The sequence below is a fragment of the Rhodanobacter sp. K2T2 genome (genome assembly GCF_013408815.1).
Lineage (GTDB): Bacteria > Pseudomonadota > Gammaproteobacteria > Xanthomonadales > Rhodanobacteraceae > Rhodanobacter.
This window is the reverse complement of sequence record NZ_JACCCA010000003.1, coordinates 408,772-432,382: the sequence shown is the minus strand read 5'-3', so window position 1 is coordinate 432,382 and position 23,611 is coordinate 408,772. Positions and strand designations below refer to the sequence as shown.

Annotated in this window: 21 protein-coding genes and 1 pseudogene; 16 read left to right on the top strand and 6 right to left on the bottom strand. The window is 63.0% G+C overall.

Going from position 1 to position 23,611, the window contains the following annotated elements; genetic code table 11:
• Positions 1 to 163, top strand: a pseudogene (locus tag HDE78_RS07510) (IS4 family transposase); the annotation flags it as partial.
• 81 nt (positions 164 to 244) lie between these two features.
• Here the strand turns inward: HDE78_RS07510 and HDE78_RS07505 are convergent.
• Together HDE78_RS07505 and HDE78_RS07500 are read right to left on the bottom strand one after the other, a co-directional pair.
• Positions 245 to 919, bottom strand: coding sequence for a hypothetical protein (locus tag HDE78_RS07505; protein WP_179477900.1), 675 nt, complete (start codon positions 917 to 919; stop codon positions 245 to 247).
• Positions 920 to 987: 68 nt separating this feature from the next.
• On the bottom strand, positions 988 to 3,516 hold the full coding sequence (locus HDE78_RS07500) for a penicillin-binding protein 1A (protein WP_179477899.1): 2,529 nt from the start codon (positions 3,514 to 3,516) through the stop codon (positions 988 to 990).
• Between the two features lie 248 nt (positions 3,517 to 3,764).
• Between HDE78_RS07500 and HDE78_RS07495 the strand changes: the two genes are divergently transcribed.
• The 11 genes from HDE78_RS07495 to HDE78_RS07445 all read left to right on the top strand — a co-directional run bounded on the left by HDE78_RS07495 (position 3,765) and on the right by HDE78_RS07445 (position 16,217).
• Positions 3,765 to 4,823 (top strand): pilus assembly protein PilM, encoded by a 1,059-nt coding sequence (locus HDE78_RS07495; protein WP_179477898.1) that lies wholly within the window; start codon positions 3,765 to 3,767, stop codon positions 4,821 to 4,823.
• Positions 4,823 to 5,467 carry a PilN domain-containing protein gene (locus HDE78_RS07490; protein ID WP_179477897.1) on the top strand — a complete coding sequence of 215 codons (645 nt, stop codon included), beginning with the start codon at positions 4,823 to 4,825 and terminating at the stop codon, positions 5,465 to 5,467. The genes HDE78_RS07495 and HDE78_RS07490 overlap by 1 nt, the downstream gene beginning before the upstream one ends.
• Positions 5,464 to 6,129 carry a type 4a pilus biogenesis protein PilO gene (pilO, locus tag HDE78_RS07485; protein ID WP_179477896.1) on the top strand — a complete coding sequence of 222 codons (666 nt, stop codon included), beginning with the start codon at positions 5,464 to 5,466 and terminating at the stop codon, positions 6,127 to 6,129. Before HDE78_RS07490 ends, pilO begins: the two co-directional genes overlap by 4 nt.
• Complete coding sequence (locus HDE78_RS07480) at positions 6,126 to 6,668, top strand: pilus assembly protein PilP (protein ID WP_179477895.1); 543 nt, start codon at positions 6,126 to 6,128, stop codon at positions 6,666 to 6,668. Before pilO ends, HDE78_RS07480 begins: the two co-directional genes overlap by 4 nt.
• 55 nt (positions 6,669 to 6,723) lie before the next feature.
• Positions 6,724 to 8,883 carry a type IV pilus secretin PilQ gene (pilQ, locus tag HDE78_RS07475; protein ID WP_179477894.1) on the top strand — a complete coding sequence of 720 codons (2,160 nt, stop codon included), beginning with the start codon at positions 6,724 to 6,726 and terminating at the stop codon, positions 8,881 to 8,883.
• A 173-nt stretch (positions 8,884 to 9,056) separates the two neighbouring features.
• The gene (locus tag HDE78_RS07470) at positions 9,057 to 10,052 is read left to right on the top strand and encodes a MoxR family ATPase (protein ID WP_179477893.1); all 996 of its coding nucleotides are present in this window, start codon (positions 9,057 to 9,059) and stop codon (positions 10,050 to 10,052) included.
• An 8-nt stretch (positions 10,053 to 10,060) separates the two neighbouring features.
• The gene (locus HDE78_RS07465) at positions 10,061 to 10,981 is read left to right on the top strand and encodes a DUF58 domain-containing protein (RefSeq protein ID WP_179477892.1); all 921 of its coding nucleotides are present in this window, start codon (positions 10,061 to 10,063) and stop codon (positions 10,979 to 10,981) included.
• Positions 10,978 to 11,529: a DUF4381 domain-containing protein gene (locus HDE78_RS07460; protein WP_255457686.1), complete on the top strand. Its 552-nt coding sequence runs from the start codon at positions 10,978 to 10,980 to the stop codon at positions 11,527 to 11,529. Before HDE78_RS07465 ends, HDE78_RS07460 begins: the two co-directional genes overlap by 4 nt.
• Positions 11,526 to 12,515: a VWA domain-containing protein gene (locus HDE78_RS07455; RefSeq protein WP_179477891.1), complete on the top strand. Its 990-nt coding sequence runs from the start codon at positions 11,526 to 11,528 to the stop codon at positions 12,513 to 12,515. Before HDE78_RS07460 ends, HDE78_RS07455 begins: the two co-directional genes overlap by 4 nt.
• A complete protein-coding gene (locus tag HDE78_RS07450) occupies positions 12,508 to 14,517 on the top strand; it encodes a VWA domain-containing protein (RefSeq protein ID WP_179477890.1) in 2,010 nt (669 codons plus the stop codon). The genes HDE78_RS07455 and HDE78_RS07450 overlap by 8 nt, the downstream gene beginning before the upstream one ends.
• Positions 14,517 to 16,217: a BatD family protein gene (locus HDE78_RS07445; RefSeq protein WP_179477889.1), complete on the top strand. Its 1,701-nt coding sequence runs from the start codon at positions 14,517 to 14,519 to the stop codon at positions 16,215 to 16,217. Before HDE78_RS07450 ends, HDE78_RS07445 begins: the two co-directional genes overlap by 1 nt.
• Here the strand turns inward: HDE78_RS07445 and HDE78_RS07440 are convergent.
• A complete protein-coding gene (locus HDE78_RS07440) occupies positions 16,204 to 16,725 on the bottom strand; it encodes an O-acetyl-ADP-ribose deacetylase (RefSeq protein ID WP_179477888.1) in 522 nt (173 codons plus the stop codon). The genes HDE78_RS07445 and HDE78_RS07440 overlap by 14 nt on opposite strands.
• A gap of 56 nt (positions 16,726 to 16,781) precedes the next feature.
• On the opposite strand from HDE78_RS07440, the gene HDE78_RS07435 reads away from it, so the two are divergent.
• Positions 16,782 to 17,243: a MarR family transcriptional regulator gene (locus HDE78_RS07435; RefSeq protein ID WP_255457685.1), complete on the top strand. Its 462-nt coding sequence runs from the start codon at positions 16,782 to 16,784 to the stop codon at positions 17,241 to 17,243.
• 93 nt (positions 17,244 to 17,336) lie between these two features.
• Here the strand turns inward: HDE78_RS07435 and HDE78_RS07430 are convergent, their stop codons facing one another.
• The 3 genes from HDE78_RS07430 to HDE78_RS07420 form a co-directional block, all read right to left on the bottom strand.
• Positions 17,337 to 18,776 (bottom strand): M20/M25/M40 family metallo-hydrolase, encoded by a 1,440-nt coding sequence (locus HDE78_RS07430; RefSeq protein ID WP_179477887.1) that lies wholly within the window; start codon positions 18,774 to 18,776, stop codon positions 17,337 to 17,339.
• Between the two features lie 143 nt (positions 18,777 to 18,919).
• Positions 18,920 to 19,330: a large-conductance mechanosensitive channel protein MscL gene (gene mscL, locus HDE78_RS07425; protein ID WP_179477886.1), complete on the bottom strand. Its 411-nt coding sequence runs from the start codon at positions 19,328 to 19,330 to the stop codon at positions 18,920 to 18,922.
• 111 nt (positions 19,331 to 19,441) lie between these two features.
• Positions 19,442 to 20,128, bottom strand: coding sequence for a fumarylacetoacetate hydrolase family protein (locus tag HDE78_RS07420; RefSeq protein WP_179477930.1), 687 nt, complete (start codon positions 20,126 to 20,128; stop codon positions 19,442 to 19,444).
• A 271-nt stretch (positions 20,129 to 20,399) separates the two neighbouring features.
• On the opposite strand from HDE78_RS07420, the gene HDE78_RS07415 reads away from it, so the two are divergent.
• The 3 genes from HDE78_RS07415 to HDE78_RS07405 all read left to right on the top strand — a co-directional run bounded on the left by HDE78_RS07415 (position 20,400) and on the right by HDE78_RS07405 (position 23,609).
• Positions 20,400 to 21,659, top strand: coding sequence for an efflux RND transporter periplasmic adaptor subunit (locus tag HDE78_RS07415; RefSeq protein WP_179477885.1), 1,260 nt, complete (start codon positions 20,400 to 20,402; stop codon positions 21,657 to 21,659).
• Positions 21,660 to 21,730: 71 nt separating this feature from the next.
• Entirely contained in the window at positions 21,731 to 22,432 is a 702-nt protein-coding gene (locus HDE78_RS07410) for an ABC transporter ATP-binding protein (RefSeq protein WP_179477884.1), read from the top strand.
• Between the two features lie 10 nt (positions 22,433 to 22,442).
• The gene (locus HDE78_RS07405; protein ID WP_179477883.1) at positions 22,443 to 23,609 is read left to right on the top strand and encodes an ABC transporter permease; all 1,167 of its coding nucleotides are present in this window, start codon (positions 22,443 to 22,445) and stop codon (positions 23,607 to 23,609) included.
• Positions 23,610 to 23,611 lie beyond the last annotated feature (2 nt).

Sequence of the window (23,611 nt, the reverse complement as noted above, 5' to 3'; positions counted from 1 at the left end):
GGCGGCGCAACCTCTATCACGCACCGGAGCGCGACTGGCTGAACTCAGGGCCGGAATCGGCAACCTGTTTCTGGATAGACGACCTCGGCCTTCCACGCCGAGGTCCGTCAAAATATCCAAGACGCGCTACCCCGTGAATCGAAAGGCTGCTCCGCTTAAGTGAACAGCATTACGGGTTCGCCCGGGCTTTTTTATGCCGCTTTCCAGTTGATGGGTTTCTTCGATAGGCAGCCGGTTCAGCGGCTCAACGCAGGGCAGCAGAAAGCCGCTGCTCGAATGCATCGTCGTCGTTTTCCGCCAGCAGCATCTCGACCTGCGTTAGCGTGGCGCGCCGCATCGGCGTGTCGTCGGCGCGGCGGTCCAGCGGCGCCTGCCGCAGCGAGTCGCGGGGCAGTACCGTCAGATCGAACGGCAGCTCGTCGGCGGCAAACAGCAGCACGGGAAATTCCGACTGCTCCTCGCGCGTGGTGCGCAGCCGGCGCGTCTGGGTTTCGATCGGCACGCCGTTGTCGAACAGATAGCGGCCTACGGCCTCGGGATCGTCGCTGAAAACGTGCAGGCAGACGGCCGAATGGGTGTCGGCCGTGCCTTCGAGCACGGCACCGACAAGGCGTGGTTCGAAGGCGGAGAGAAAGCGCATGGCTTCCACCGCCGCCTCGCGGCGTTGCCGCAGCGATTTGGGCTGGCTATCGCCCAGAAACAGCCGCTGGTGTTCGCGCAACGCTTCCTCGATTTCCAGATTGCGCGGTAGTGCCTGGGTATCGAGAATGCCGAGCCGTTCGGCTGCTTTGAGTTTGGCGTGGTGAAAATCGCGGATGCCGTGCTCGCTCATCAGGCGAGCGGCTTCCTGGGCTATGCGCAGACGGGTGCGCTGCAGCCGGTCGTGCGCGTGGATGCGGTGGTGTTCGCCTCGGGACATGACACGCTCCTCATCGTTGGATGGCCTGCCGCTCGGCGCCGATGGCATGGCGCAGGCAGCATGGCGATTTAGAAAATATCGTAGGCGTGCTGCTGGTCCTCTTCTTTCTGCTGTGTGGCCTGCGTGCGCAGGCGGTCGACATCCTCCACCTTGAAAATCTCGTTCATGCCGTTGGGGTCGTCCGGCGTGGTCGGCAAGCCGCTGTCGCGGTTGATGAATACCGTACTGATCCCTGGCGGCATTGGCAACGTGTTCATCGGCAGGCCTTTGAGCACCTCGCCCATGTAGTCCATCCAGATCGGCAGCGCGGCCTTGGCGCCGAATTCGCCGTGGCCCAACGAGGCGTAATCGTCGAAGCCCACCCATACCGCCGTGGAAAGGTCGCCGTTGAAGCCGACGAACCAGGCGTCGCGGTGATCGTTGGTGGAGCCGGTCTTGCCGGCTAGATCGGTGCGGTTGAGCGATCTGGCCGCCGAGCCGGTGCCGCGCAGGATCACGTCCTTCATCAGCGAGGTAAGCAGATAGTCATTGCGGATGTCGATGACATGCGGTGCCAGCACCGGCGGGTGCGCGTTCTGGTTGTGTACGTCGGCCGGCAGCACGGCGATGCCCACGCCGTCCACGCTGCTGCCCGAGGCGGGCGCTGCGCTGGTCGCCACGGGAACATCGTTGGCCGGCGTCTTGAGCATGTCGGCCGGCGGCGGTCCGGGCGGGCTGGTGTCGAGCAGGCGTTCCTGGCAGCCGCCGCAGGCGCGGGCCGGATTGGCCAGGTACACCGGTTTGCCGCTGCGGTCGTCGATTTCGCTGATGAAGTAGGGCGTGACCAGATAACCGCCGTTGGCGAACACGGCATAGCCGCGCGCCATGCTCATTGGCGACACCGAGGCCGTACCCAGGGCCATCGACAGATTGGGTGGAATCGCGTCGAGCGGGAAGCCGAAGCGGGTCACGTAGTCGCGCGCATAGCGCACGCCGATGGCGTCCAGCAGGCGCACGGAAACGAGGTTCTTGGACTGCACCAGCGCCTCGCGCAGGCGCATCGGGCCGGCAAACTTGCCGTCGTCGTTGGACGGCGTCCAGATGCCGCCGGGGCGAGAGGGATCGGGCAACGCCAGCGGTGCGTCGTTGATGATCGAGGACGGGGTGAAGCCACGTTCGAAGGCGGCAGAGTAGAAATAGGGCTTGAAGCTGGAGCCCGGCTGGCGCGCTGCCATCACTGCGCGGTTGAATTTGCTCAGCGAAAAGTTGAAGCCGCCGACCAGCGCACGAATGGCACCATCTTCCGGACTGATCGAGGTCAATGCGGCCTGCGCGCGGGGAATCTGGTCCAACTGCCATTCGCCCTTGTCATTGCGCGACAGGCGGATCACGTCGCCGCGCTTGAGCACCTTGCTGACGGTGGTGGGCGCCGCGCCGACGCGATCGTCGTCAATGTGTGGGCGAGCCCAGCTCATCGCGGCCAGATCGAGTTTGACGTTCTGGTGGTCGGCTAGATACACGGTCGCTTCGGTCGCGTCCGCGGCGGTGACCAGGCCCGGCTGCATGCCGGAGATGCTGAAGTAACTGGACAGCACACGGTCGTAATCGGCCTGGCCGGCATCGGCGGCCAGATCCTGGTGCGCCTCGGGTCCGCGCCAGCCGTGGCGATGGTCGTAGATGCTCAGTCCATCGCGCAGCGCGTCCACAGCCGCCTTTTGGCGATCGCTTTGCAGGGTCGTTTTGACCACGTAACCTTCGGTCAGCGCCTCGTTGCCGAGCCGGTCAAGCGCCTGTCGGCGCACCATTTCGGCGAGGTAGGGCGCGTCGACCTCGATGGTCTGCTCGTGCGGAAAGGCGTGATTCGGTTCGTTGATGGCCTGCTCGTAAACTGGCTGCGTTATGTAGCCGTGCTTGAGCATCTCACCCAGCACCCAGTTGCGTCGGGCAATGCCACGGGCGGGGCTGTTGATGGGGTTGACCACGGAAGGCAGCTGAAAGGTCGAAGCGAGCAGGGCGCACTCTGCGACGGTCAGCTGATCCAGCGTCTTGCCATAGTAGTACTCGGCGGCAGCGGCCACGCCGTAGGCGCGATGGCCGAGAAACATCTTGTTGAGGTACAGCTCGAGGATTTGATCCTTGGTCAGCTCATGCTCGATACGCAGCGCGATGAAAATCTCGGTCAGCTTGCGCGAATACAGCTTTTCGGGGCTCAGAAAGATATTGCGCGCCACCTGTTGGGTGATGGTCGAGCCGCCCGGGCCCTTGTCACCGCCGGTGGCGATCACGTGCCAGCCGGCGCGGGCCAGGCCGTGCCAGTCCACGCCGGGATGATGGTAAAAATCCGCATCCTCGGCCGACAGCACGGCGTGCTTGAGCTGGTCCGGCACATCGGCGATGGCGACCGGGATGCGTCGCGTCTCGCCGAAGCTGGCGATCAGCTTGCCGTCGGCGCTTAGCACGCGCAGCGGCACCTGCATGTGGTAATCCTTCAGCACCGCCACCGCCGGCAACCGCGGCGCGATCAGCCAATAGGCCACGCCCACGGCGAGGACGGCAAGCAGCAGGCCGGAAAAAGCCAGGATCAGTGCCCAGCGCAACAATCGCTTCAGAATTCGCATGGTCGGATGGCGAGACCTAAGTCAAAACGTGCCAGAGTATAGATGTAGCGGTATTGTCTGGACGCGCAGGGCTCGGACCCGGCGGGGTTCGTCCCGGATAGCCCCATCCCGCCATTGTGGTGGACATCACGACAATTAGTTGAGAAAGTTCACGTAGACCGTTGCCATTGCGTTAATTTTTCGATTTAATGCCATTGCGCATCCCTCCAGGTTTCTGGTCAGGGGCGCCAGGGTCAGGGGGAAACACCGTGGGGCTTTTTACACCCAAGAAGCCGGCACTGATTGGTGTCGACATCAGCTCGACCGCCGTCAAGCTGCTGCAGCTCAGTCAGGCGGGCGGGCGTTTTCGCGTGGAACACTACGCCGTCGAGCCTCTGCCTCCCAATGCCGTCGTTGAAAAGAACATCGTCGAGGTCGAGGCGGTAGGCGACGCCATCCGCCGCGCGCTGGCCCGCTCCGGCTCCAAACTCAAGTTCGGGTCGGCCGCCGTGGCTGGCTCGGCGGTGATTACCCGCATCATTCCGATGGCCAGCGATCTGTCCGAGGACGACCTCGAAGGTCAGATCCAGATCGAAGCCAACCAGTACATTCCCTATCCGATCGAGGAAGTCAGCCTCGATTACGAGGTGGTCGGCCCGGTACGCGACAACCCCGATATGAACAACGTGCTGCTGGCCGCGTCGCGCACCGAGAACGTCGACATGCGCGTGGCGGCGCTCGAGTTGGGCGGTCTGACCGCCGGCGTGATCGACGTCGAGGCCTTCGCGATGGAAAACGCCTTCGCCATGGTCGCCGACCAGCTCAGCGTCGGTCGCGATGCATTAGTGGCGGTAGTGGACATCGGCGCCACCATGACGACGCTCTCGGTTCTGCGCAACCAGCGCACCATCTATTCGCGCGAGCAGGTCTTCGGCGGCAAACAGCTGACCGACGAGATCATGCGTCGCTTCGGCCTGTCCTACGAGGAAGCCGGCCGCGCCAAGCGCAAGGGCGGCCTGCCGGAGTCCTACGAAAGCGAGGCGTTGGAGCCGTTCAAGCAGTCGCTGACTCAGCAGATCAGCCGCCTGTTGCAGTTCTTCTTTGCCGGCAGCGAATACAGCAAGGTCGATCAGGTGGTGCTGGCCGGTGGCTGTGCCTCGATCGAAGGCTTGGGCGCCATGCTGGAAGAACAGCTTGGCGTGCCGTGTATCGTCGCCAATCCGCTGGCGCGCATGTCGCTGTCACCGCGCGTGCAGGCGCAGTCGCTGGCTCAGGATGCGCCGGCCTTGATGATTGCGGTCGGTCTCGCGCTGAGGAGCTTCGACTGATGGCACACGTCAACCTACTCCCGCATCGCGCTGCGCGACGCAAACAGCGCGAACGCGAGTTCTATATCCAGCTGGGCGTCGCATTTGCCGCGGCCGTCGTCTTTCTGCTGCTCTGGGGCTTCTGGATGGGCGAGCGCATCGACAACCAGAACGAACGCAACACCATGCTGCAGAACGAAATCACCCAGATCGATGTGCGGATCACCAAGATCAAGGATCTGGAAAAAGTGCGCGATCATCTTTTGGCGCGCAAGCAGATCATCGAACAGCTGCAGGCCGATCGTTCGCAGATGGTTCACCTGTTCGACGAGCTGGTCAAAACCATTCCCTCGAGCGCGCGCCTGACTGGCGTCAAGCAGGATGGGCAGTCGATGTCGCTCGACGGCGTATCGCAGTCCAACGCCAGCGTCGCCGAGTACATGAAAAACATCGAGGCCTCGCCATGGCTCGGTCATACCGAGCTGCGCAAGACCGAGAAAAGTGCGGAGGCCACGCGCATGCCTTACACGTTCGGCCTGGATATCGCGCTCAGCCGTCCCAAGGCCGATCAGGTGGCCGATTCCGGCGCTCCTGCTGGTGCGAGCACCGCGGCAACGCCGGCCAAGCCTGCCAGTACACCGGCGCAGGCGGGAGCGAAGCCATGAGTTTCTTCAATGACCTGCGCAATCTCGACCGCAACAACGTCGGCGGCTGGCCGCAGTCGGTCAAGTTGTTTTTCACCGGGCTGCTGTTTGCCGTCATCGTGCTGATCGGGTGGTATTTCTTCATCGGCGATCAGCAGGACAGCCTCACCACGCTGGCCGCCAAGGAAGACGCGCTGAAGCAGGAGTTCTCGACCAAGCAGGCCAAGGCGGTCAATCTCGAGGCGCTGCAGCAGCAGCTCGACGAAATGCAGGACATGTTGCGTCAGCTGCTGCGCCAGCTGCCCGGCAAGACCGAAATGCCCGAACTGCTGGTCGATATCTCGCAGACCGCGCAGAGCGCTGGCCTGGTGAACGAGCTGTTTCAGCCGGGTCCGGAAACACCGAAAGACTTCTACGCGGAAAAGCCCATCACCCTGCGCATGACCGGCACCTATCATCAGTTCGGCGCCTTCATCAGCGGTGTGGCTTCGCTGCCGCGCGTGGTAATTCTGACTCTGCATGATGTGTCGCTGACGCCGAAGAACGCGGGCAAGGCGGGTGCCGCGGGCGACGGCCAGCTGGTGCTGCAGGGCACGGTGAAAACTTATCGCTATCTTGACGACGAAGAGAGCTCCACCACCATCAAGGCTTCAGGCAGTACCCCGCCGGGAGCACAGAAATGAAAAAGTTCGCTGCCCTCAACTCGACCCGGACGGCGCATATTCTGCTGATGCTGGGCATTGCCCTGGTCGTCAGCGGCTGCACCCGCGGCACGTCCGATCTGCGCGACTGGATCGCGCAGGAGAAGGCCAAGAAAGGTGCGCCAATCACGCCGCTGCCGGTCATCAAGACCTTCGAATCGTTCAAGTACGACGATCAGGACAAGCGCGACCCGTTCAGTCCGAGCCTGGCCGAAAGCGAACCCAGCACGGCCAACAGCGGTCCGCGGCCGGATGCCAATCGCGCCAAAGAACCGCTGGAGATGTTCTCGCTGGATAGCTTGAAGATGGTCGGTACCGTCGGCACAGGTGCCGGCACCGAGGTGCTGATCAAGGATCCTGGTGGCGTGATCCACCGTATCCACAAGGGCGAATACATGGGCCAGAACTATGGACACGTCATCGCAATCAGCGATGACCATATCGATCTGGTCGAGCTGGTATCTAACGGTAATGGTGGCTGGATGGAACGTCCCGCCAGCATCGCCCTTGCCGGGCAATAGGAACACAGGGGCTGATGCAATGACCAATCCAATCCAATCTTTCCGGGGCCGTGTCATGCGCCATGCAAGTCACTACATCCTGATGGGCTTGCTGCTCGCCGGCGCCAGTTGGACCGGCGCTGCCTCTGCCGCCGGCACCACGCTGAAAAACATCAGCTACGAAACGCGGCCCGGCGGCAATGTCGAGCTGAAAATGGATTTCGGCAACGGCCCTGTTCCGCAACCGAAGATCTTCACTACGGGCACCCCGCCGCGCATCGCGGTGGATTTTGCCGATACCGACAATGCTTCGGCGCGGCACATCACCATCGGTCAAGGCTCCACCGCCGGCGTCTCGGCCGTTACCGCCGGTGGCCGCACCCGCGTGGTGGTCGAACTGATGCGCGAGTCCACCTATCGCTCGCGCGTCGAAGGCCACAGCCTGCTGTTGACCATCAACAACGGCACGGCCGACCAGTCGGTGACCACGGTCGCGACGATCGATCCGTCGAAGGCGCTGCCGTCGTCGATGAATGGCCCGGCCATTTCCAATATCGATTTCCGTCGCGGTCCGAACGGCGAGGGCCGCGTGCTGATCAGCTTCAGCGGTAGCGGTGCGAATGCCCAGATGACGCACAAGGGCGACCTGATCACCGTCAATATCGATCACGCTAACCTGCCACCGAATCTTGCGCAGCGCCTGGATACGCTGGACTTTGCCACGCCGGTGCAGTCCATCGTCACCAAGGTTGGCATGGGTGGCGGTGCGCATATCGAGATTGCCGTCAAGGGCAGTGTGGACACGTCGGGCTATCAGACGCCCGATCAGTACGTCGTCGAAGTATCGGCCAAGAAATCGGACGACAAAGCCGAGCGCCTCACCAAGGACGGTCAACAGCTGCCGGTCTACAGCGGCAAGCGCGCCACGTTCAATTTCCAGGACATTCCGGTGCGTTCCGCGCTTCAGCTGATCGCCGACGAATCCGGCCTCAATCTGGTCGCTTCCGACAGCGTCACCGGCGGCGTCACGCTGCGGCTGGACAACGTGCCATGGGATCAAGCGTTGGACGTGATCCTGCGCGCCAAGAGCCTGGACAAGCGTCGCGACGGCAACGTGGTGTGGATTGCGCCGCAGGCCGAACTGGCGAAGTACGAGCAGGATATCGCCGACGCGAAGCTGAAAGCGCAGGATACGGCTGAACTGATTACCGATTATGTGCCCATCAGCTATGGCAAGGCCTCAGATATTGCCAAGTTGCTGACTACCGGTAGTCTTCAGTCAACGGGTGGCGGCACCAGTACCAACGCGCAGCACGGCTTTCTGTCACCCCGTGGCAGCGTGGCTTTTGATGTCCGCACCAACACGCTTTTGTTGAATGACACGCCCGAAAAGATCAAGCAGCTACGCGATCTGATTGCCGTCTTGGACAAGCCTGTACAGCAGGTATTGATCGAATCGCGTCTTGTCGTTGCGAACGATAGCTTTACTCGCGATCTAGGTGCTCAATTCGGTATCACTGGCTCACGCCAGGTGGGAAATAAACAGGTGATCGTTGGCGGAGGCATTCCAACCACCAGCAGTGGTCAGGATTTCAATAGTGCTCCAGGTACCACTTACACCACAAACGGGCTCAACGTAAACCTTCCTCTATCCAATCCTGCCGGTAGCCTTGGTATTGGAATCATTGGAAAGAATTTTGCACTTGATCTGGAACTACAGGCAGCGCAGACCGAAGGCCGCAGTGAAGTGATTTCCAGCCCACGCGTGATCACTGCAAACCAGCAAGAGGCTGTGATCCGCCAGGGTCAGGAGATTGGCTACGTGACCTATCAGAATTCCGTCGGCGGCGGCGCTAGCGGTACTGCAACGGTGGCTTTCAAGGATGCGGTTTTGGAGTTGAAAGTTACTCCGACGATTACCGCAGACAATCGCATCTATTTGCTGATCAACGTGACCAAGGATGCGCTTGCTGGCTACATCACCGTGCCTGGTAGCGGCCAAGTGCCGACCATCAATACCAGCTCGGTGAACACTTCCGCCCTGGTCGACAACGGTCAGACTGTTGTGCTTGGCGGCATATACGAAATCAATAATTCCAATACGGTGACGAAGGTGCCGGGCTTGGGCGATATTCCTGGAATTGGCGTCTTGTTCCGAAATACCGATCGTACCAATACCAAGGCAGAACTGCTGATCTTCGTCACACCGCGCATCCTCAGCGAAACGTTGCAGTAGGGTATTCAAGCAATCAATCAGAAGAGGCGGCTCGGGCCGCCTCTTTTTTTGCGTCTATTTTTTCCTGTCGACTAAACTTACGGCGAGCTTGATTGTCTGAGAGCCACCGTCTGCCATCGCGTCGATAGCTTGTATCGACTGGCAGCCGGGTTTGTCGAGCAACCGGAATGATCATGGATACCGCTGAAACATCGTCAATAAATCGCCTGCAGCAGTCGTTTTCGCTGCTTCGCCAGGATCTGCAGCGCGACATCATCGGACAGCCGCATTTGATCGACTGTCTGCTCGTGGCCCTGCTGGCCGACGGGCATTTGCTGGTCGAGGGCGCTCCTGGCCTGGCGAAGACTACGGCGGTGAAGGCGCTGGCGGCGCGAATCGAGGCCGATTTCCATCGAGTGCAGTTCACGCCGGACCTTTTGCCCGCGGATCTGACCGGAACCGACGTGTTTCGCCCGCAGAGCGGCGCGTTCGAATTCGAGCGCGGGCCGCTGTTTCATAACATTGTTCTGGCCGACGAGATCAATCGGGCGCCAGCCAAGGTGCAGTCGGCGCTGCTCGAGGCGATGGCCGAGCAGCAGATTACGGTGGGGCGAAGCACGTGGCATTTGCCGGAACTCTTCATGGTTATGGCGACCCAGAATCCGATCGAGCAGGAAGGCACGTTTGCCTTGCCCGAAGCGCAGCTCGATCGGTTTCTCATGCATGTGACCATCGGCTATCCGGATGCAGCTTCCGAGTTGGCCATCTTGCGCCTCGCACGCGAACAGGCCAGTCGACGCGGTCAGACAAAAGCGGTTTCGCCGGCGCTGATGAGCCAGGCGGATGTTTTCGCGGCGCGCGAAGCGGCCATGGCGGTGCATATGGCGCCGGCGCTGGAGGAATACCTGACCCAACTGGTGCTGGCCACGCGTGACGCGGGTCGTTACGGGCCGGAGTTGAAGCGCTGGATTGCCTGGGGTGGCAGCCCGCGCGCCACCATCGCGCTGGATCGCTGCTCGCGTGCGCGGGCGTGGCTGGCCGGTCGCGACTATGTTCTCCCCGAAGACGTGCACGGCATCGCGCGCGAAGTGCTGCGCCATCGTGTTTTGCTCAGTTACGAAGCGGAAGCCGAAGGCGTGCGCCCGGATCGCGTGATCGATCGCCTGCTGGATCTCGTGCCGCTGCCGTGAGCGTCTTGATGTCGCAATCAGGCGATGGCGATGGTCGTACTCAAGTGTCGCTGGCTGAGTTGATCGCGCTGCGCACCCGGGTCGGGCGAGCCAAACTCGCGCCGTTGGTCAGCCGGGCGGCACGCAGTGGCCACCAGTCCAGCCGTCTATACGGCCGCGGTATGGATTATGCCGAATCGCGCGTGTATCAGGCTGGCGACGATGTTCGCCGGCTGGATTGGCGGTTGACCGCGCGCAGCGGCAAGCTGCACACCAAACTCTTTCAGGAAGATCGCGAAGGTTCGCTGCTGATTCTTGTCGATACGCATGTCAGCATGCGTTTCGGCACACGCGTGCGTTTCAAATCCGTGCAGGCGGCTAGAGTTGCCGCCTGTGCCGCGTGGTATGCCGCCCGCGCCGGTGAGCGCTCCGGCGTGATGGCGTTTGGCCAGATCGATTCGCTGCTGCGCCCGATCGCCGGCTCTCGCGGCGCGCTTTGCGTGTGTGGCGCGCTCGCCGAATGGGATGCTCGCCGGCCGGCCGAACGCACCGAGTCGCTCGTCGATGCGCTGACGCGCGTCAATCGCCTGCAGCACGGCGCCAGCCGGGTGTTGCTGATCAGCGACGGTTTTTGTGCAGAGGCCTCGGCGCGGCAACGGCTTCTCGATCTCAGCCGGCATGCTGCAGTGGGCGTGCTGGTCGTTGCCGACGCGCTGGAACTGGCGCTGGTGCCAGCGGGCCGCTATCCGCTCGAGCATGGCGGGGAGCGCGAGGAAGTGGTGCTGCAATCCGAACGCCAGCGCCGTGACTTTCAGCGTGCCATCGGTGCAGGGCCTGCGCAACTCGGTGAGCTGGCGAAGTCGCTGGGCCTGCGGTGCAGCACGATCGACACCGTTGCCGATCCGTTCGATGCGGTGGTCGGCGTGCTTGGCGCGCGGAGGTCCGCATGATGCAAAGCCAGCCCTCTGCGTCGTCCAGTGCTCCGGCCGCGCAAGGACCGGTTCTGCGGGATATCCACCTGCCGCCTGATCCCTCGTGGTGGCCTCCGGCGCCCGGTTGGTGGGTTCTCGCCGCGCTGGTGGTGACCGCCGTTTCGATCAGTGCGTGGATATGGCGCCGGCACCGCAAACAGGGCCGTCAGCGCGAGCGCGTGCTGGCCGAGCTTGACGCGTTAGAGCAACAGTACGCGAACGATGGGAATCACTCCACCCTGGCCAGCGGCATGCACCAGCTGCTGCGGCGCGTAGCGCGTCGACACGACGCGCTGGCCGCGCAGCAGCGTGGACAAGCGTGGCGAGCAACGCTGTCGCGCGTGCCGGTCGATGCCACGACGCTGGATCTGCTGATGGCGCTGGAACAGGTGATATATCGAGCGCCTTCGTCGTTTGATCAGGCTGCAGCATCCAAAGCGGTTCGGCAGTGGTTGCGGCTGGCATTGCAATCGGGCAAGTGGAAGCGCGACGCAAAAACACAAAGCGGGAGAGGGGCGCGCGCATGACGACTTTTGCGTGGCCGTGGATCGTCGTGCTGCTGCCGCTGCCGTGGTTGCTGTGGCGCTGGTTGCGGCCGGTAGAGCCAGGGCAGGCGCTGCACCTGCCGCAGCCGGGTATGCGGCTGGCAAAGGTGAACGGTCGACCGGCGCGTGGCGCCGGCCCGTGGGTGCTGGGGCTGGGCTGGCTGTGCCTGCTCGCGGCGGCCGCGAGGCCGCAGTGGATCGGTCCGCCGGAAGCGCAGCAGCACAGCGGGCGTGCACTGATGTTGGCGCTGGATCTGTCCGGCAGCATGCGCACTGAGGATATGAATCTGGCCGGCCAGCCGGTCAGCCGCTTCGGCGCGGTGGAGGCGATTGCCGGTGACTTCATCAGCCGCCGTCGCGGCGATGAAATGGGTCTGATCCTGTTCGGTACGCAGGCGTTTCTGGTCACGCCACTGACGTTTGACTTGTCCGCCGTGCGTGCGCAGCTGGAAGGGGCGACGGTGGGCATTGCCGGTACCGAAACGGCGATTGGCGATGCGATTGCCGTCGCTGTGAAACGCTTGTCGGCTCTGCCACAGCAGGCGCGCGTGCTCGTACTGCTCACCGACGGCGTCAATAATGCCGGTAGCATCGCACCACGTGAAGCGGCGCGCGCGGCCAAGGCGGCGGGCGTGCGTATTTACACCATCGGCATCGGCGCCGATCAGATGCGTGTGCAGGGATTTTTCGGCAGTCAGATGGTCAATCCCTCGGCCGATCTGGACGCCGACATGCTGACAAGCATTGCCACGGAAACCGGTGGGCGTTTCTTTCGCGCTACCGACAGCCGTGCGCTCGCCGACGCATATCGCGCTATCGATGCGCTGGAGCCGATGCCGCAGCACGGTCCGACGCTGCGGCCCAAACGCGAGCTGTTTCGCTGGCCACTCGGCGCGGCGATTGCGCTGTTGCTGATCGCCATCGTGCCTCGTCAATTCGGCGACATGCGAGGCCGCACGCATGACTGAGGCGCTGTATCAGTTTCATTTTCTGCGGCCACTCTGGCTGATCGCGCTGGCCGCCTTGCCGCTGCTGTTCTGGTGGGGCGTGCGGCGCAGCTCGGTGCCGGCCGAGCTGTCGCGGCTGGTCGATGCCGAGCTGTTGCCGCATCTGCTGCGCGGTCATGCGGTCAACCGCTATGCGCCGTCGGGATTGTTCGCTTTGGGCTGGACGTTGTGTGCGCTGGCGTTGGCCGGCCCGACCTGGCATCGCATAGCTCAGCCGCTGTACGCCAATCGCGCGGCGCAGGTGGTGGCGATATCGCTGTCGCAGCACATGCTCTCGCGTGACGTCACGCCAAGCCGGTTGGATCGCGCGCGTTACAAGGCGCACGACCTGCTGGCACGCAACCGCGATGGGCTGAACGCGCTGATCGGTTACGCCGGCGAAGCGTTCGTGGTCGCGCCGTTGACCTCCGACGCGGACAGCCTCAGCGATCTGCTCAATGCGATGAGTCCGGATACCATGCCGGTGGATGGCGACAACGCGGCGGCGGCGATTCAGCGCGGTGCGGCGTTGATTCACGATGCCAACGTATCGGGCGGTTCGCTGGTGCTGATCACCGATCAGGCCGACGCGTCGGCGGATGCCGCCGCCCGTGCGGCCCATGCCGTGGGCGTGCGCGTATCGGTGCTCGGCGTGGGCACTTTGCAGGGCGGTCCGATACCGCAGGCGAGTGGCGGCTTTTTGCGTGACGAGCAGAACCAGATTGTTCTGGCCCGTCGCGACGATGCCACACTCGCTGCGCTGGCAGCAGCCGGCGGCGGACGCTACGCGCCGATGACGACGGATGCTGCCGACATCGATACTTTGAAGAGCGAGCTGCGCGCCGGGCCGTCGGTCGAGGCGGCCGGTCAACTCGGTGACGAATGGCAGGATCGCGGCCCTTGGCTCTTGCTGCCGCTGCTGCTGGTGGTCGCGCTCGGGTTTCGCCGCGGCTGGCTTCTGCTGCTGCCGCTGATCCTGCTGCCGCTGCTGCCCGGTCGCGCCTCCGCGAGCGACTGGCGTGACCTGTGGCAGCGCCCCGACCAGCAGGCTGCGCAGACCCTGCGACAGGGCGGTTCGGCCAAGCAGGCGCAGCAGCTCGCGCGCGATCCGGCATGGCGTGGCGTGGCGGATTATCGCGCCGCGGATTACGCCGCCGCGGCGAAAACCTTGCAAACGCTGCCAGGCAGCAACGCGGCGTATAACCGCGGCAATGCGCTGGCGAAGCAGGGGCAGTACAACGAGGCCATCGACGCGTACAAGCAGGCGCTCAAAGCGAATCCGGCCAACGCCGACGCCGCCGCGAATCTAAAGGCGGTACAGGACTGGTTGAAACAGCAAAAGCCGCAGGATCAAAAACAGCAAGGACAAAGCCAGCAAAACAAGGACCAAAAGAAACAGGATTCCTCGAACTCGAAAAATCAGCAGGGTGGTGCTGGCAAAGATCAGCCCAAGCCCGGCGAGCAGGGTAAGGATGGGAAGTCCGATCCTTCGCAAAAGCCGAACGATAAGCCATCGCCGGACGCGGGCAAGACGTCGGATAAACCGGGGCAGACCGGCCAGGGCGATGCGCAGAAGCCACCGTCGCAAGATCCATCCAAACCCGACGCATCCGATCCGTCGAAACAAGATTCGTCCAAACAGGATCAGCCCGGAAAAAATTCGTCGACGAATGATCAGTCGCCAAAACCGCTGACACCGCAGCAGCAGGCCGAACAGAAAGCCAGTGCCGACAAGGCACAGCAAGCCTTGCAGAAACAGATGGATCAGGCGCTCACCGGTCAGCCGAAGGACCAGCAAAGGCCGCCGGCCACGCATCAGCTGGGCGAGATGTCGAAAGACGATCCGAACGCCAAGTTGCCGGCGGATTTACGCCAGGCGATACAGCGGGTGCCGGACGATCCCGGCGCACTGCTGCGGCGAAAGTTTCAGCTGGAATACGAGCAGCGCCACGGTGGCGTGCCGAACGAGGATGATCAGCCGTGATGCATCGACGACTTATTGCATGGTGTCTGCTTGCCCTGTTGCTGATCCCGTCGTTCGCCAATGCCGCCGAGGTGCAGGCGACGCTAGATCGCAGCACGGTGGTGCTGGGTGAAACGGTGACCTTGAACCTGCATATCGAGGGTAACGCGGGCAATATCGCGATGCCCGATTTGAGCGTGCTCGGCAACGATTTCGACATGCTCGGCACGTCGCAAAACAGCAGCGTCAGCATCGTCAACGGTACAGCCACCTCGGAGCTGATCCTTGGTGTGGTGCTGCGTCCGCTGCATGCCGGCATCTTGCAGATTCCTTCGCTCAATGTTGCCGGCAGCCAAACCGCGCCGCTGCAGGTTGAGGTGACGGCTGGCAATCCCGCGGACGCCGCGGCGGCGCATCGCGACGTCTTTATGGAGTCGCAGATCGAACCGAACCACGGCTACGTCGGGCAGCAATTGAGCTATGTGGTGCGGTTGTTTTTTGCCACCAGCATCAGCGACGGCTCGCTCGAGGCGCCGCAGCTCAACGGCCTGCAGTTCAACAAGATCGGGGACGACGCCAACTATTCGGTCGAGCGCGGCGGTCGGCAGTATCACGTGCTCGAGCGGCGTTATGCCGTAGTCCCTCAGCATGCCGGTCATGTGGAGATTCCGGCGCTGAATTTTCAGGGTGTTGCCATGGATCCGTCCGACCCGGACAGCTTCTTCGGCGCTCGCAAGCCGGTGACGGCCAGCGCGCCGGCGGTGTCGATCGATGTGAGGCCTATGCCGGCGGACTGGGGTGGCACCGCCTGGTTGCCGGCGCGCCAGCTGAGCCTGACGCTCGATGGCCTGCCTGATGCGCAAAACCCGGTACGCGTCGGCCAGCCGCTGAATCTGACGATGAATCTGCAGGCGACCGGTCTGCCGGCAGAAACGTTGCCGGCGCTGAGCCTGCCGCCGTTGGATGGCGCCACCGTCTATCCGGACAAGCCTGCGACGACGAGTCGCAACGATGGTCCGTGGATCGTCGGCCAGCGGCAGGAGGCTTTCGCCGTCGTGCCCAATCGCGCCGGTACGCTGACCATACCCGCCACGACGCTGAAATGGTGGAATGTGTTGACCGACCGCATGGAAGTTGCGCAGATTCCCGCGCACAGCTTTACCGTGCTGCCGGCTACCGGTAGTTCGGACATCCAGACGGCCAAACCTGCGGAGTCTTCGACTGTCGCCTCGGCGATCGCTTCAGCCCCGGTGACAGCGGCGGCAACGAATGCGCCATGGCGCTGGATTGCGCTCGGCAGCATCGCCCTGTGGCTGGTCAGCGTGCTGGTGTGGCTGCTGTGGCGCGGCGGTCGACGCAAGCCTTCGCCGACCGTCGTGGCAGCAGACCATCTCAATGTATCGGCACGCGAACGGCAGCAGGCGTTTCTCGCCGCGGCCCGCAGCAACGATACGACTGCGCAGGTGCGCAGCCTGCTGGCCTGGGCTAGGGCGGAGCGCCCCGCTATCCAGCACCTCGGCGATTTGCGTGTGCTGCTCGGCGACGAAACGCAGCGTGCGGCGATTGCGAGATTGCAGCAGCGGCATTACGCCAACCCGTCATCGGCGGCGGCCGATACAAAGCTCGCGGACGTATTCAAACGCGGCTTCGTCTGGCGCGTCGATGGCCATGGCGAAGAAGTTAGCGACCTTCCACCGCTGTACCCATTCAAGCTGCACTGAGTGCGCGCTGGAATGTCGCCCGCATCGCATCGCTGTAGCAGCACAGGATCACGTCGATGGACACGTCGTTAGCCAGCTCCTCGTGCAGTGCGGCGACGGCGGTCGGTGCGGCGAGTTCGGCAGGGTAACCGTAAACGCCGCAGCTGATTGCCGGAAACGCAATGCTGCGCAAGCCGTACTCGCGCAGCCGCTGCAGCGATTGGCGATAGCACCGACTCAACAACAGCGCTTCGTCATCGTTACCACCGCGCCAGATTGGCCCGACGGTGTGAATCACGTAACGCGCAGGCAGTTCGAAACCGGGTGTGACGCGCGCCTCGCCGGTGGGGCAGCGTACCCCGGGGCGGGTTTCCGGCAGCTGGCGGCAGGCCTGCAGCAGGGCCGGTCCTGCGGCGCGATGAATCGCGCCATCCACGCCACCGCCGCCCAGTAACGCGGGCGCGGCGGCATTGACGATGGCGTCCACATGCAGCCCGGTAAGGTCGGCGGTGATGGTAGTGATAGGCATGGCTTCAGTTCGGGTAGCGTCTTATGCTTCGATCTCTGATGGAGTGGCAACAGCTCATGAAGATTGAAGATATCTCCTTTGGCTACCTGCTGAGCGACGTGACCTTGCTCGTTCGCAAGCACTTCGATCGGCGCGCGTCGAAGTTCGGTCTTACCCGCGCGCAGTGGCGCGCGGTGAAAGTGCTGAACCTGCGCGAAGGACTGCGGCAAACCGAACTGGCCGACTTTCTGGAAATGGAGCCGATCGCCGTCGGCCGCGTGATCGATCGATTGCAGGCCGCCGGCTTCGTCGAACGTCGGCCCGATCCCGCGGATCGCCGCGCATGGCGTCTGCACACCTCCGAGCAGGCGCGCAGCGTGGTCGACGATATGGAGGTCATCGCTCGCGGATTGCGCAAGGATGCCACCGCCGGCATTTCAATCGACGAGCTGCAGCAGGCGCTGGCGGTGATCGCCCGGATCAAGGAAAACCTGCTGGCGCTCGAGCAGGACGAGGCAGGCATTGCTGCCTCGTCCTGAAAGGGTCGGTATATTGTTGAACGAGAAAGCTCGTTGGACATCTCAAAAGAAACGGCCTGCAGGCCGTTTCTTTTTTCCAAATGCTCCGCGGATTTATTCGCCGGCGCCGTCGTTCTTGAAGGCATCCGGTGCGGAGCCGAAATCGCCCTTCGCCTCGGCGGCCATATAGGCATAGGCCGCATACACCGCGACGTTTTGTGCGAGCTCCTTCGGGTCGATCTTGTCCAGCGTGTCGTTGGCGTTGTGGTGGTAGTCGAAGTACATGGTGCCGTCCTGGGTCAGCGACAGCGCGGCCATGCCCTTGCCGTGCATCTGCGAGAGGTCGGAACCGCCGCCACCCGGGCGTTTCTCGTCGTAGGCCACGCCGAGCGGTGCGAGCACGCTGGCGATCTGCGCGATCGCGGCGCGGGCCTCGGGTTTTACGCTGGCGCTCATGCGCCAGACCGGGCCGGAGCCGAAATCCGATTCGGTGCCGAGTTGGTGATTCGCCACGTCGTCGGCGTGTTTGTCCGCATACGCGCGGCCGCCGAACAAACCCATTTCCTCATTGGCAAACGCGATCACGCGCACCGTGCGATCCGGCCGCTGCGGGAGGTCGTGGATCAGCTTGCCGGCGGCCATGGCTATGGCCACGCCGGCACCGTCGTCGATCGCGCCAGTACCCAGGTCCCACGAGTCCAAGTGGCCGCCGATGTCGACGATCTGTTTAGGATGCTTGCGCCCGGTGATCTCGCCGATCACGTTGGCACCGGTAAATGTGCCGGTGATGCCGCAGTCCAGATCGAGCCGCACGCTGACCGGTTTGCCGTAGGCGAGCACGCGTTCCAGCTGATCGGCATCGGGATTGGACAGGGCGGCGGCAGGAATCGCCTGGGTCGAATCCTTGAAAAGGGTGACGCCGGTATGCGGCGTGCGGCTGTGCTCGTCGGTGCCGGCCGAGCGCAGGATGAATCCGGCCGCCCCTTTGCCGGACGCGATGGCCGGGCCGCCGGTGCGGATGGCCGAGCCCATGCCGTAGTCGTGCCCATCCTTCTGCCGGCTCATGCGAAAGCCGATGTAGACGATCTTGCCTTTCACGCTGGCCGGATCGGCTGCCTTCAGCGCGTCGAGGCTGTCGAACTTCACCACTTCTGCGGTGAGGCCGCCCGCCGGCGTGCCGGCGGAAAAGCCCAGCGCGGTCAGCGCCAGCGGCTGCGGAAACGGCGCCACGATGGCGCCGTGCTCGCTGCGACGCTGCCACAGCGGATAGGTCACCGCTTCGGTATAGACCTTGTCGTAGCCGAGTTCCTTGAACTTCGCTATCGCCCAGGCGCGCGCGCGTTCGTCGTTGACGCCACCGGCAATGCGTGGGCCGACTTCGGTGGTGAGCGAGCTGACGATCTTGTAGCCGGTGTCGTCGGTGAGCGCCTTGTCACGCAGCTGTTCGGCCGCTTTTACGGCCGCGTCGGGAATGCGCGTGTCGGCGGCATGAGCATGGCCGGCACCGGCAAATAGCAGGCTGGCAGCGAGAAGCGAGAGGGGCAAACGGCGCATGACGGGATTCCTGATGGGAAACCACGATTATGGGACCATCGCGTTTCCGTGCTTGAGCCAAAAGTCATACGAACTGCCATAAAGGCAAATGGCCGCGCATCCTTGCGATTGCGCGGCCATCGATCCATCCGGATAGCTGCGATCTACGGCTTGTTCTTCAGCAGATCGCGGATTTCCGTCAGCAATACCACGTCAGCTGGCGGTGCGGCCGGTGCGGCGGGCTGGCGACGGCTCAGCTTGTTGATCGCCTTGACCACGATGAAGATCGCGAACGCGATGATCACAAACTGGATCAGCGTATTGATGAACGCCCCGTACTGCACAGCCACCTCGGCGACCTTGTGCGCGGGGTTGCTGGCGTCCGCCGGCTTGAGTACCCATTTCAGGTCGGAAAAATCGATGCCGCCGGTAACCATGCCAATCAGCGGCATGATGATCTGGTCGACCAGCGAGGTCACGATTTTGCCGAAGGCCGCGCCGATGACCACACCGACGGCCAGATCGATCACGTTGCCACGCATGGCGAATTCTTTGAATTCCTTGAGCATGCTCACGTTTGCGTCTCCCCGGGTTAGCGGCCTCGGTGCGAGGCCTTGTTTTGATATCACCGATCGACTTTAGCGCAGCGCCACCGCAGACGGTATCCGTGTCGCGACATTTCGCCGTTAAACGACGCGTCCACTGAGTTCGGCAACGCCCTGCAGTTCGGCATGGAACGTGTCGCCCCGCTGCAGCGCCGCCACGCCGGCAGGCGTGCCGGTAAAGATCAGGTCACCGGCCTTCAGTTCGAACAATGCCGATAGCGCCGCGATGATTTCCGGCACGCTGTGTACCATCTCGCCCAGCGTCGTGTGCTGGCGCCGGCTACCGTTGACATGCAGCTGCAGCGTCGTGCTCGCATCCATGACGACATCCGCAATCGCACGCAAAGCGGAAACCGGCGCGGAATGATCGAACGCCTTGCCGGTATCCCAGGGATTGCCCTTGGCCTTGGCCTGCGCCTGCAGATCGCGCCGGGTCAGGTCGAGACCGACGCCGTAACCCCAGATCAGAGCGGAGGATTGCTCGGGCTTGAGATCGCGGCCGCCGCTGCCGAGCGCCACCACCATTTCCACTTCGTGGTGCAGGTCGTCGGTGGCTTGCGGATACGGCACATCGGCACCGTCGCTGACCACGGCATCGGCCGGTTTGCAAAAAAAGATCGGCGCCGCCTTGTCCACGGTCGAGCCCATTTCCTTGGCATGGTCGGCGTAATTGCGGCCGATGCAGAAAATGCGGCGAACGGGAAAGCGCTCATCGCTACCGATGACCGGCAGGGTGGTCGTTTCAAGAGTGGGAATAACGGTTTTCATAGCGACAAGGGTAACAAACCCGATCGACGCCGTCGTGTGATTGCAGCGCAACATGGCACTACTTCTTAGATGGGGGATAATCCAAGACGGGGAAACATTCAAACGATTAAAAGAGCAGGACGCCGCCGGCCGCATGACATCTGTCATCGACGATGGCTGATGCTGCGCTCTGACCGTTCTGGGAGCGATCGGTCAATCTTGCATGCAACGGGCTCGTATTAGCCAGCCCGCACTCAACAAATGGCCGGCATCGCCGGGCTGGGGAGTCAGGGTGAGCAACGCGGATCTATTGAAGGAACTGCGCATCGATCGCAGCCAGCGCGAGGACCATGGACATCACGGTTCGGGCCGCTGGCCGTGGATTTTTGCCGCGACTGTCATTGTGCTGGCGCTGCTCGGCGGCGTTGGCTGGATGCTGTTGGGTCATCAGGCCATCGTCGTGCAAACGGCGGTTGCCGTGTCGCCGGCCAACGACAGCGAGGCCGGTGCCGTGCTGCAGGCGACCGGCTACGTCACCGCGCGACGCCAGGCCACGGTATCGGCGCAGATCACCGGCACGTTGACCGACGTCATGATCGAAGAGGGTGACCGGGTCAAAAAGGACCAGGTGCTGGCGCGATTGGACGATAGCGGCTATCGCGCCGCGCTCGATGCAGCGAAAGCCGCTGCCGGCGCAGCGCATGCGCTGGTCGCCCAGTATCAGGCGCAGCTGGCGCAGAACCTGCGCGATGCCGAGCGTGAGAAGAGTCTGGCTGCCCAGGGTCTGGTGGCGACCCAGCAGGCCGAGCAGGCGCACACGTTGGCCGACAGCACGCGCTCGCAGCTCGTTTCGCAGCAACGTCAGGCAGTGTCCGCCGATGCCCAGGTGACCGAGGCGCAGGTCAATTTCGACTACTGCGTGGTGCGTGCACCGTTCGATGGCGTGATCACCACCAAGGACGCACAGGTGGGCGAAATCATCTCGCCGTTCTCCGCCGGCGGTGGCTTTACCCGTACCGGCATCGGCACCATCGTCGACATGGATTCGCTGGAAGTCGACGTCGACGTCAACGAGGCCTATATCGGCAAGGTCAAAGCGAACATGCCGGCGGAAGCCGTGCTCGACGCGTACCCCGACTGGAAAATTCCCGCGCACGTTATCGCTATCGTGCCCACCGCCGATCGCGGCAAGGCGACGATCAAGGTGCGCGTGGCGCTGGAGCACAAGGACGTCCGCATCGTGCCCGATATGGGCGTGAGGGTGTCGTTTCTCGACGTAAAACCACAGGTCGCCACTCAAGTGCCGCAAGGCGTGCTAGTACCGGCTACGGCGATCGTGCAACGCAATGGGCGCAGCGTGGTGTTCGTTCTCGCCAACAAAGCCAACGATCACGGCAAGGTGCAGCAGCGCGTGGTCACGCCTGCCGTGCAGGCGTATGGCGATCTGCGCCTGCTGCCGGCCGAGGTGGCCACGGGCGATAGCGTGGTGGTCGATCCGCCGCCTGAGCTGCAAGACGGTTCGGACGTCCGTATCAAACCGGCATCGCCGTAAGTTTTTATGGAGCAGGCCGCCTTTCGCGAACAGCAGCAGAAAGACACGCAGCAATCATCGGGAGAACGAGCATGAGCACATTGATCGACAACACTTTGATCGAGATCAGGGATCTGGCCAAGGTTTACGAGCGCGGCAAGCAGAAAGTCGAGGTGCTCCACCATGTCAACCTGGCCATTGCCGAGGGCGACTTTCTGGCGCTGATGGGGCCATCGGGCTCCGGCAAGACCACCTTGCTCAACTTGATCGGCGGGCTGGATACGCCGACTGCGGGCAGCATCACCGTCGGCGGTCAGCGCATCGATCAGCTCGGCGGCGGCGCGCTGGCGAAGTGGCGCGCGTCGAACGTCGGCTTCGTCTTCCAGTTCTACAACCTGATGCCGATGCTCTCGGCGCATCGCAACGTGGAGCTGCCGCTGCTGTTGACCAAGTTGTCCGGCGCGCAGCGGCGCAAGAACGCAGCGATCGCGCTGCAGCTGGTCGGTCTGGCCGAGCGCGGTACGCACAAGCCGAGCGAACTGTCCGGCGGTCAGCAGCAGCGTGTCGCCATCGCCCGCGCCATCGTTTCCGATCCCACGCTATTGGTTTGCGACGAGCCGACCGGCGATCTGGATCGCCAGTCGGCCGAAGACGTGCTGGGACTGTTGCAGCAGCTCAACCGCGAACACGGCAAGACCATCGTGATGGTCACGCACGATCCGAAGGCAGCCGAATACGCCAGCCATACCCTGCATCTGGACAAGGGCACGCTGGTCGCGCCAGCCATGGCCTAAGGAGACGACGATGAAATACCTTCATCTGATCTGGGCCGCGCTGTTCCGGCGCAAGACCCGCACGATACTGACGCTGATTTCGATACTCACCGCGTTTCTGCTGTTCGGCATGCTGGACGCGGTGCGTACCTCGTTCGATCAGGCGGGCAAGAGCGCGAATGGGGCGGAGCGGCTGCAAACCGGTTCGAAGCTGTCGTTTATCCAGACGCTACCGCAGTCGCTGGAGCTGCCGATCAGCCGTGTGCCGGGGGTCAAGGCCGTGAGCTATGCGAACTGGTTTGGCGGCGCCTATCAAGACCCACACAACCAGATTTTCAGCTTCGCAGTCAGCCCGAACTATATCGATCAGTTTCCCGAAATCGACGTCAGCGCGGATCAGCGCAAGGCCTATGACAACACCCGTACCGGGGTGCTCGTCGGCGAACAGCTGGCGCAGAAATATCACTGGAAAGTCGGCGACAAGCTGCCGTTGCAGTCGACCATTTTTCCGACCCACGACGGCACCAAGAACTGGCAGTTCGACATCGTCGGCATCCTGCATCCGAAGGACAAGAGTGCGGGAGGCATGTTCAACCAGCTCATCTTGTTGCATTGGAAATATTTTGATGACAGCACGCCGTACAACCGTGGCGCGGTGGGCTGGTATGTGACTCGGGTCACCGATGTGAATCAGGCCGATCGTGTGGCCAAGGCGATCGATGCGATCTCGGCCAACTCCGATCACGAGACGCGCACGCAGACCGAGCAGGCCGCCACGGCGAACTGGATCAAACAGTTGGCGGATATCGGCTTGATTGTCGGCTCGATCATGGGCGCGGTGTTCTTCACGTTGATGCTGCTGTCGGGCAATACGATGATGATGGCCGTGCGCGAACGAACGTCGGAATTGGCGGTACTGAAAACCATCGGTTTTTCCAGTCAGAGCGTGCTCTGCATGGTGTTGGCCGAGTCGGTGCTGATGCTGCTGATCGGCGGCGTGCTGGGGCTCGCTTTGGCCACGGTGCTGCTGCCGCTGGTCGGCGGCGCGAGCGGTGGAGCGCTCAATCTTCCGCCGGTCAATGCCAATAGCTGGATGCTCGGTATCGGCTTGATGGTGGTGATCGGGCTGCTGGTCGGTGCACTGCCGGCCGTGCGCGCGATGCGTCTGAATATCGTCGATGCACTGGCCGGGCGCTGAGG

Bases quoted from the DNA above. Each gene is read 5' to 3' on its own strand.
- pilQ (WP_179477894.1), top strand. From the start codon at position 6,724: ATGCGCCATGCAAGTCACTACATCCTGATGGGCTTGCTGCTCGCCGGC.
- HDE78_RS07465 (WP_179477892.1), top strand. From the start codon at position 10,061: ATGTCGCAATCAGGCGATGGCGATGGTCGTACTCAAGTGTCGCTGGCT.
- HDE78_RS07505 (WP_179477900.1), bottom strand. From the start codon at position 919: ATGTCCCGAGGCGAACACCACCGCATCCACGCGCACGACCGGCTGCAG.
- HDE78_RS07430 (WP_179477887.1), bottom strand. From the start codon at position 18,776: ATGCGCCGTTTGCCCCTCTCGCTTCTCGCTGCCAGCCTGCTATTTGCC.
- HDE78_RS07410 (WP_179477884.1), top strand. From the start codon at position 21,731: ATGAGCACATTGATCGACAACACTTTGATCGAGATCAGGGATCTGGCC.
- HDE78_RS07445 (WP_179477889.1), top strand. From the start codon at position 14,517: ATGCATCGACGACTTATTGCATGGTGTCTGCTTGCCCTGTTGCTGATC.
- HDE78_RS07500 (WP_179477899.1), bottom strand. From the start codon at position 3,516: ATGCGAATTCTGAAGCGATTGTTGCGCTGGGCACTGATCCTGGCTTTT.
- HDE78_RS07450 (WP_179477890.1), top strand. From the start codon at position 12,508: ATGACTGAGGCGCTGTATCAGTTTCATTTTCTGCGGCCACTCTGGCTG.
- HDE78_RS07455 (WP_179477891.1), top strand. From the start codon at position 11,526: ATGACGACTTTTGCGTGGCCGTGGATCGTCGTGCTGCTGCCGCTGCCG.
- HDE78_RS07480 (WP_179477895.1), top strand. From the start codon at position 6,126: ATGAAAAAGTTCGCTGCCCTCAACTCGACCCGGACGGCGCATATTCTG.
- HDE78_RS07470 (WP_179477893.1), top strand. From the start codon at position 9,057: ATGGATACCGCTGAAACATCGTCAATAAATCGCCTGCAGCAGTCGTTT.
- pilO (WP_179477896.1), top strand. From the start codon at position 5,464: ATGAGTTTCTTCAATGACCTGCGCAATCTCGACCGCAACAACGTCGGC.
- HDE78_RS07460 (WP_255457686.1), top strand. From the start codon at position 10,978: ATGATGCAAAGCCAGCCCTCTGCGTCGTCCAGTGCTCCGGCCGCGCAA.
- HDE78_RS07440 (WP_179477888.1), bottom strand. From the start codon at position 16,725: ATGCCTATCACTACCATCACCGCCGACCTTACCGGGCTGCATGTGGAC.
- HDE78_RS07405 (WP_179477883.1), top strand. From the start codon at position 22,443: ATGAAATACCTTCATCTGATCTGGGCCGCGCTGTTCCGGCGCAAGACC.
- HDE78_RS07420 (WP_179477930.1), bottom strand. From the start codon at position 20,128: ATGAAAACCGTTATTCCCACTCTTGAAACGACCACCCTGCCGGTCATC.
- HDE78_RS07490 (WP_179477897.1), top strand. From the start codon at position 4,823: ATGGCACACGTCAACCTACTCCCGCATCGCGCTGCGCGACGCAAACAG.
- HDE78_RS07435 (WP_255457685.1), top strand. From the start codon at position 16,782: ATGAAGATTGAAGATATCTCCTTTGGCTACCTGCTGAGCGACGTGACC.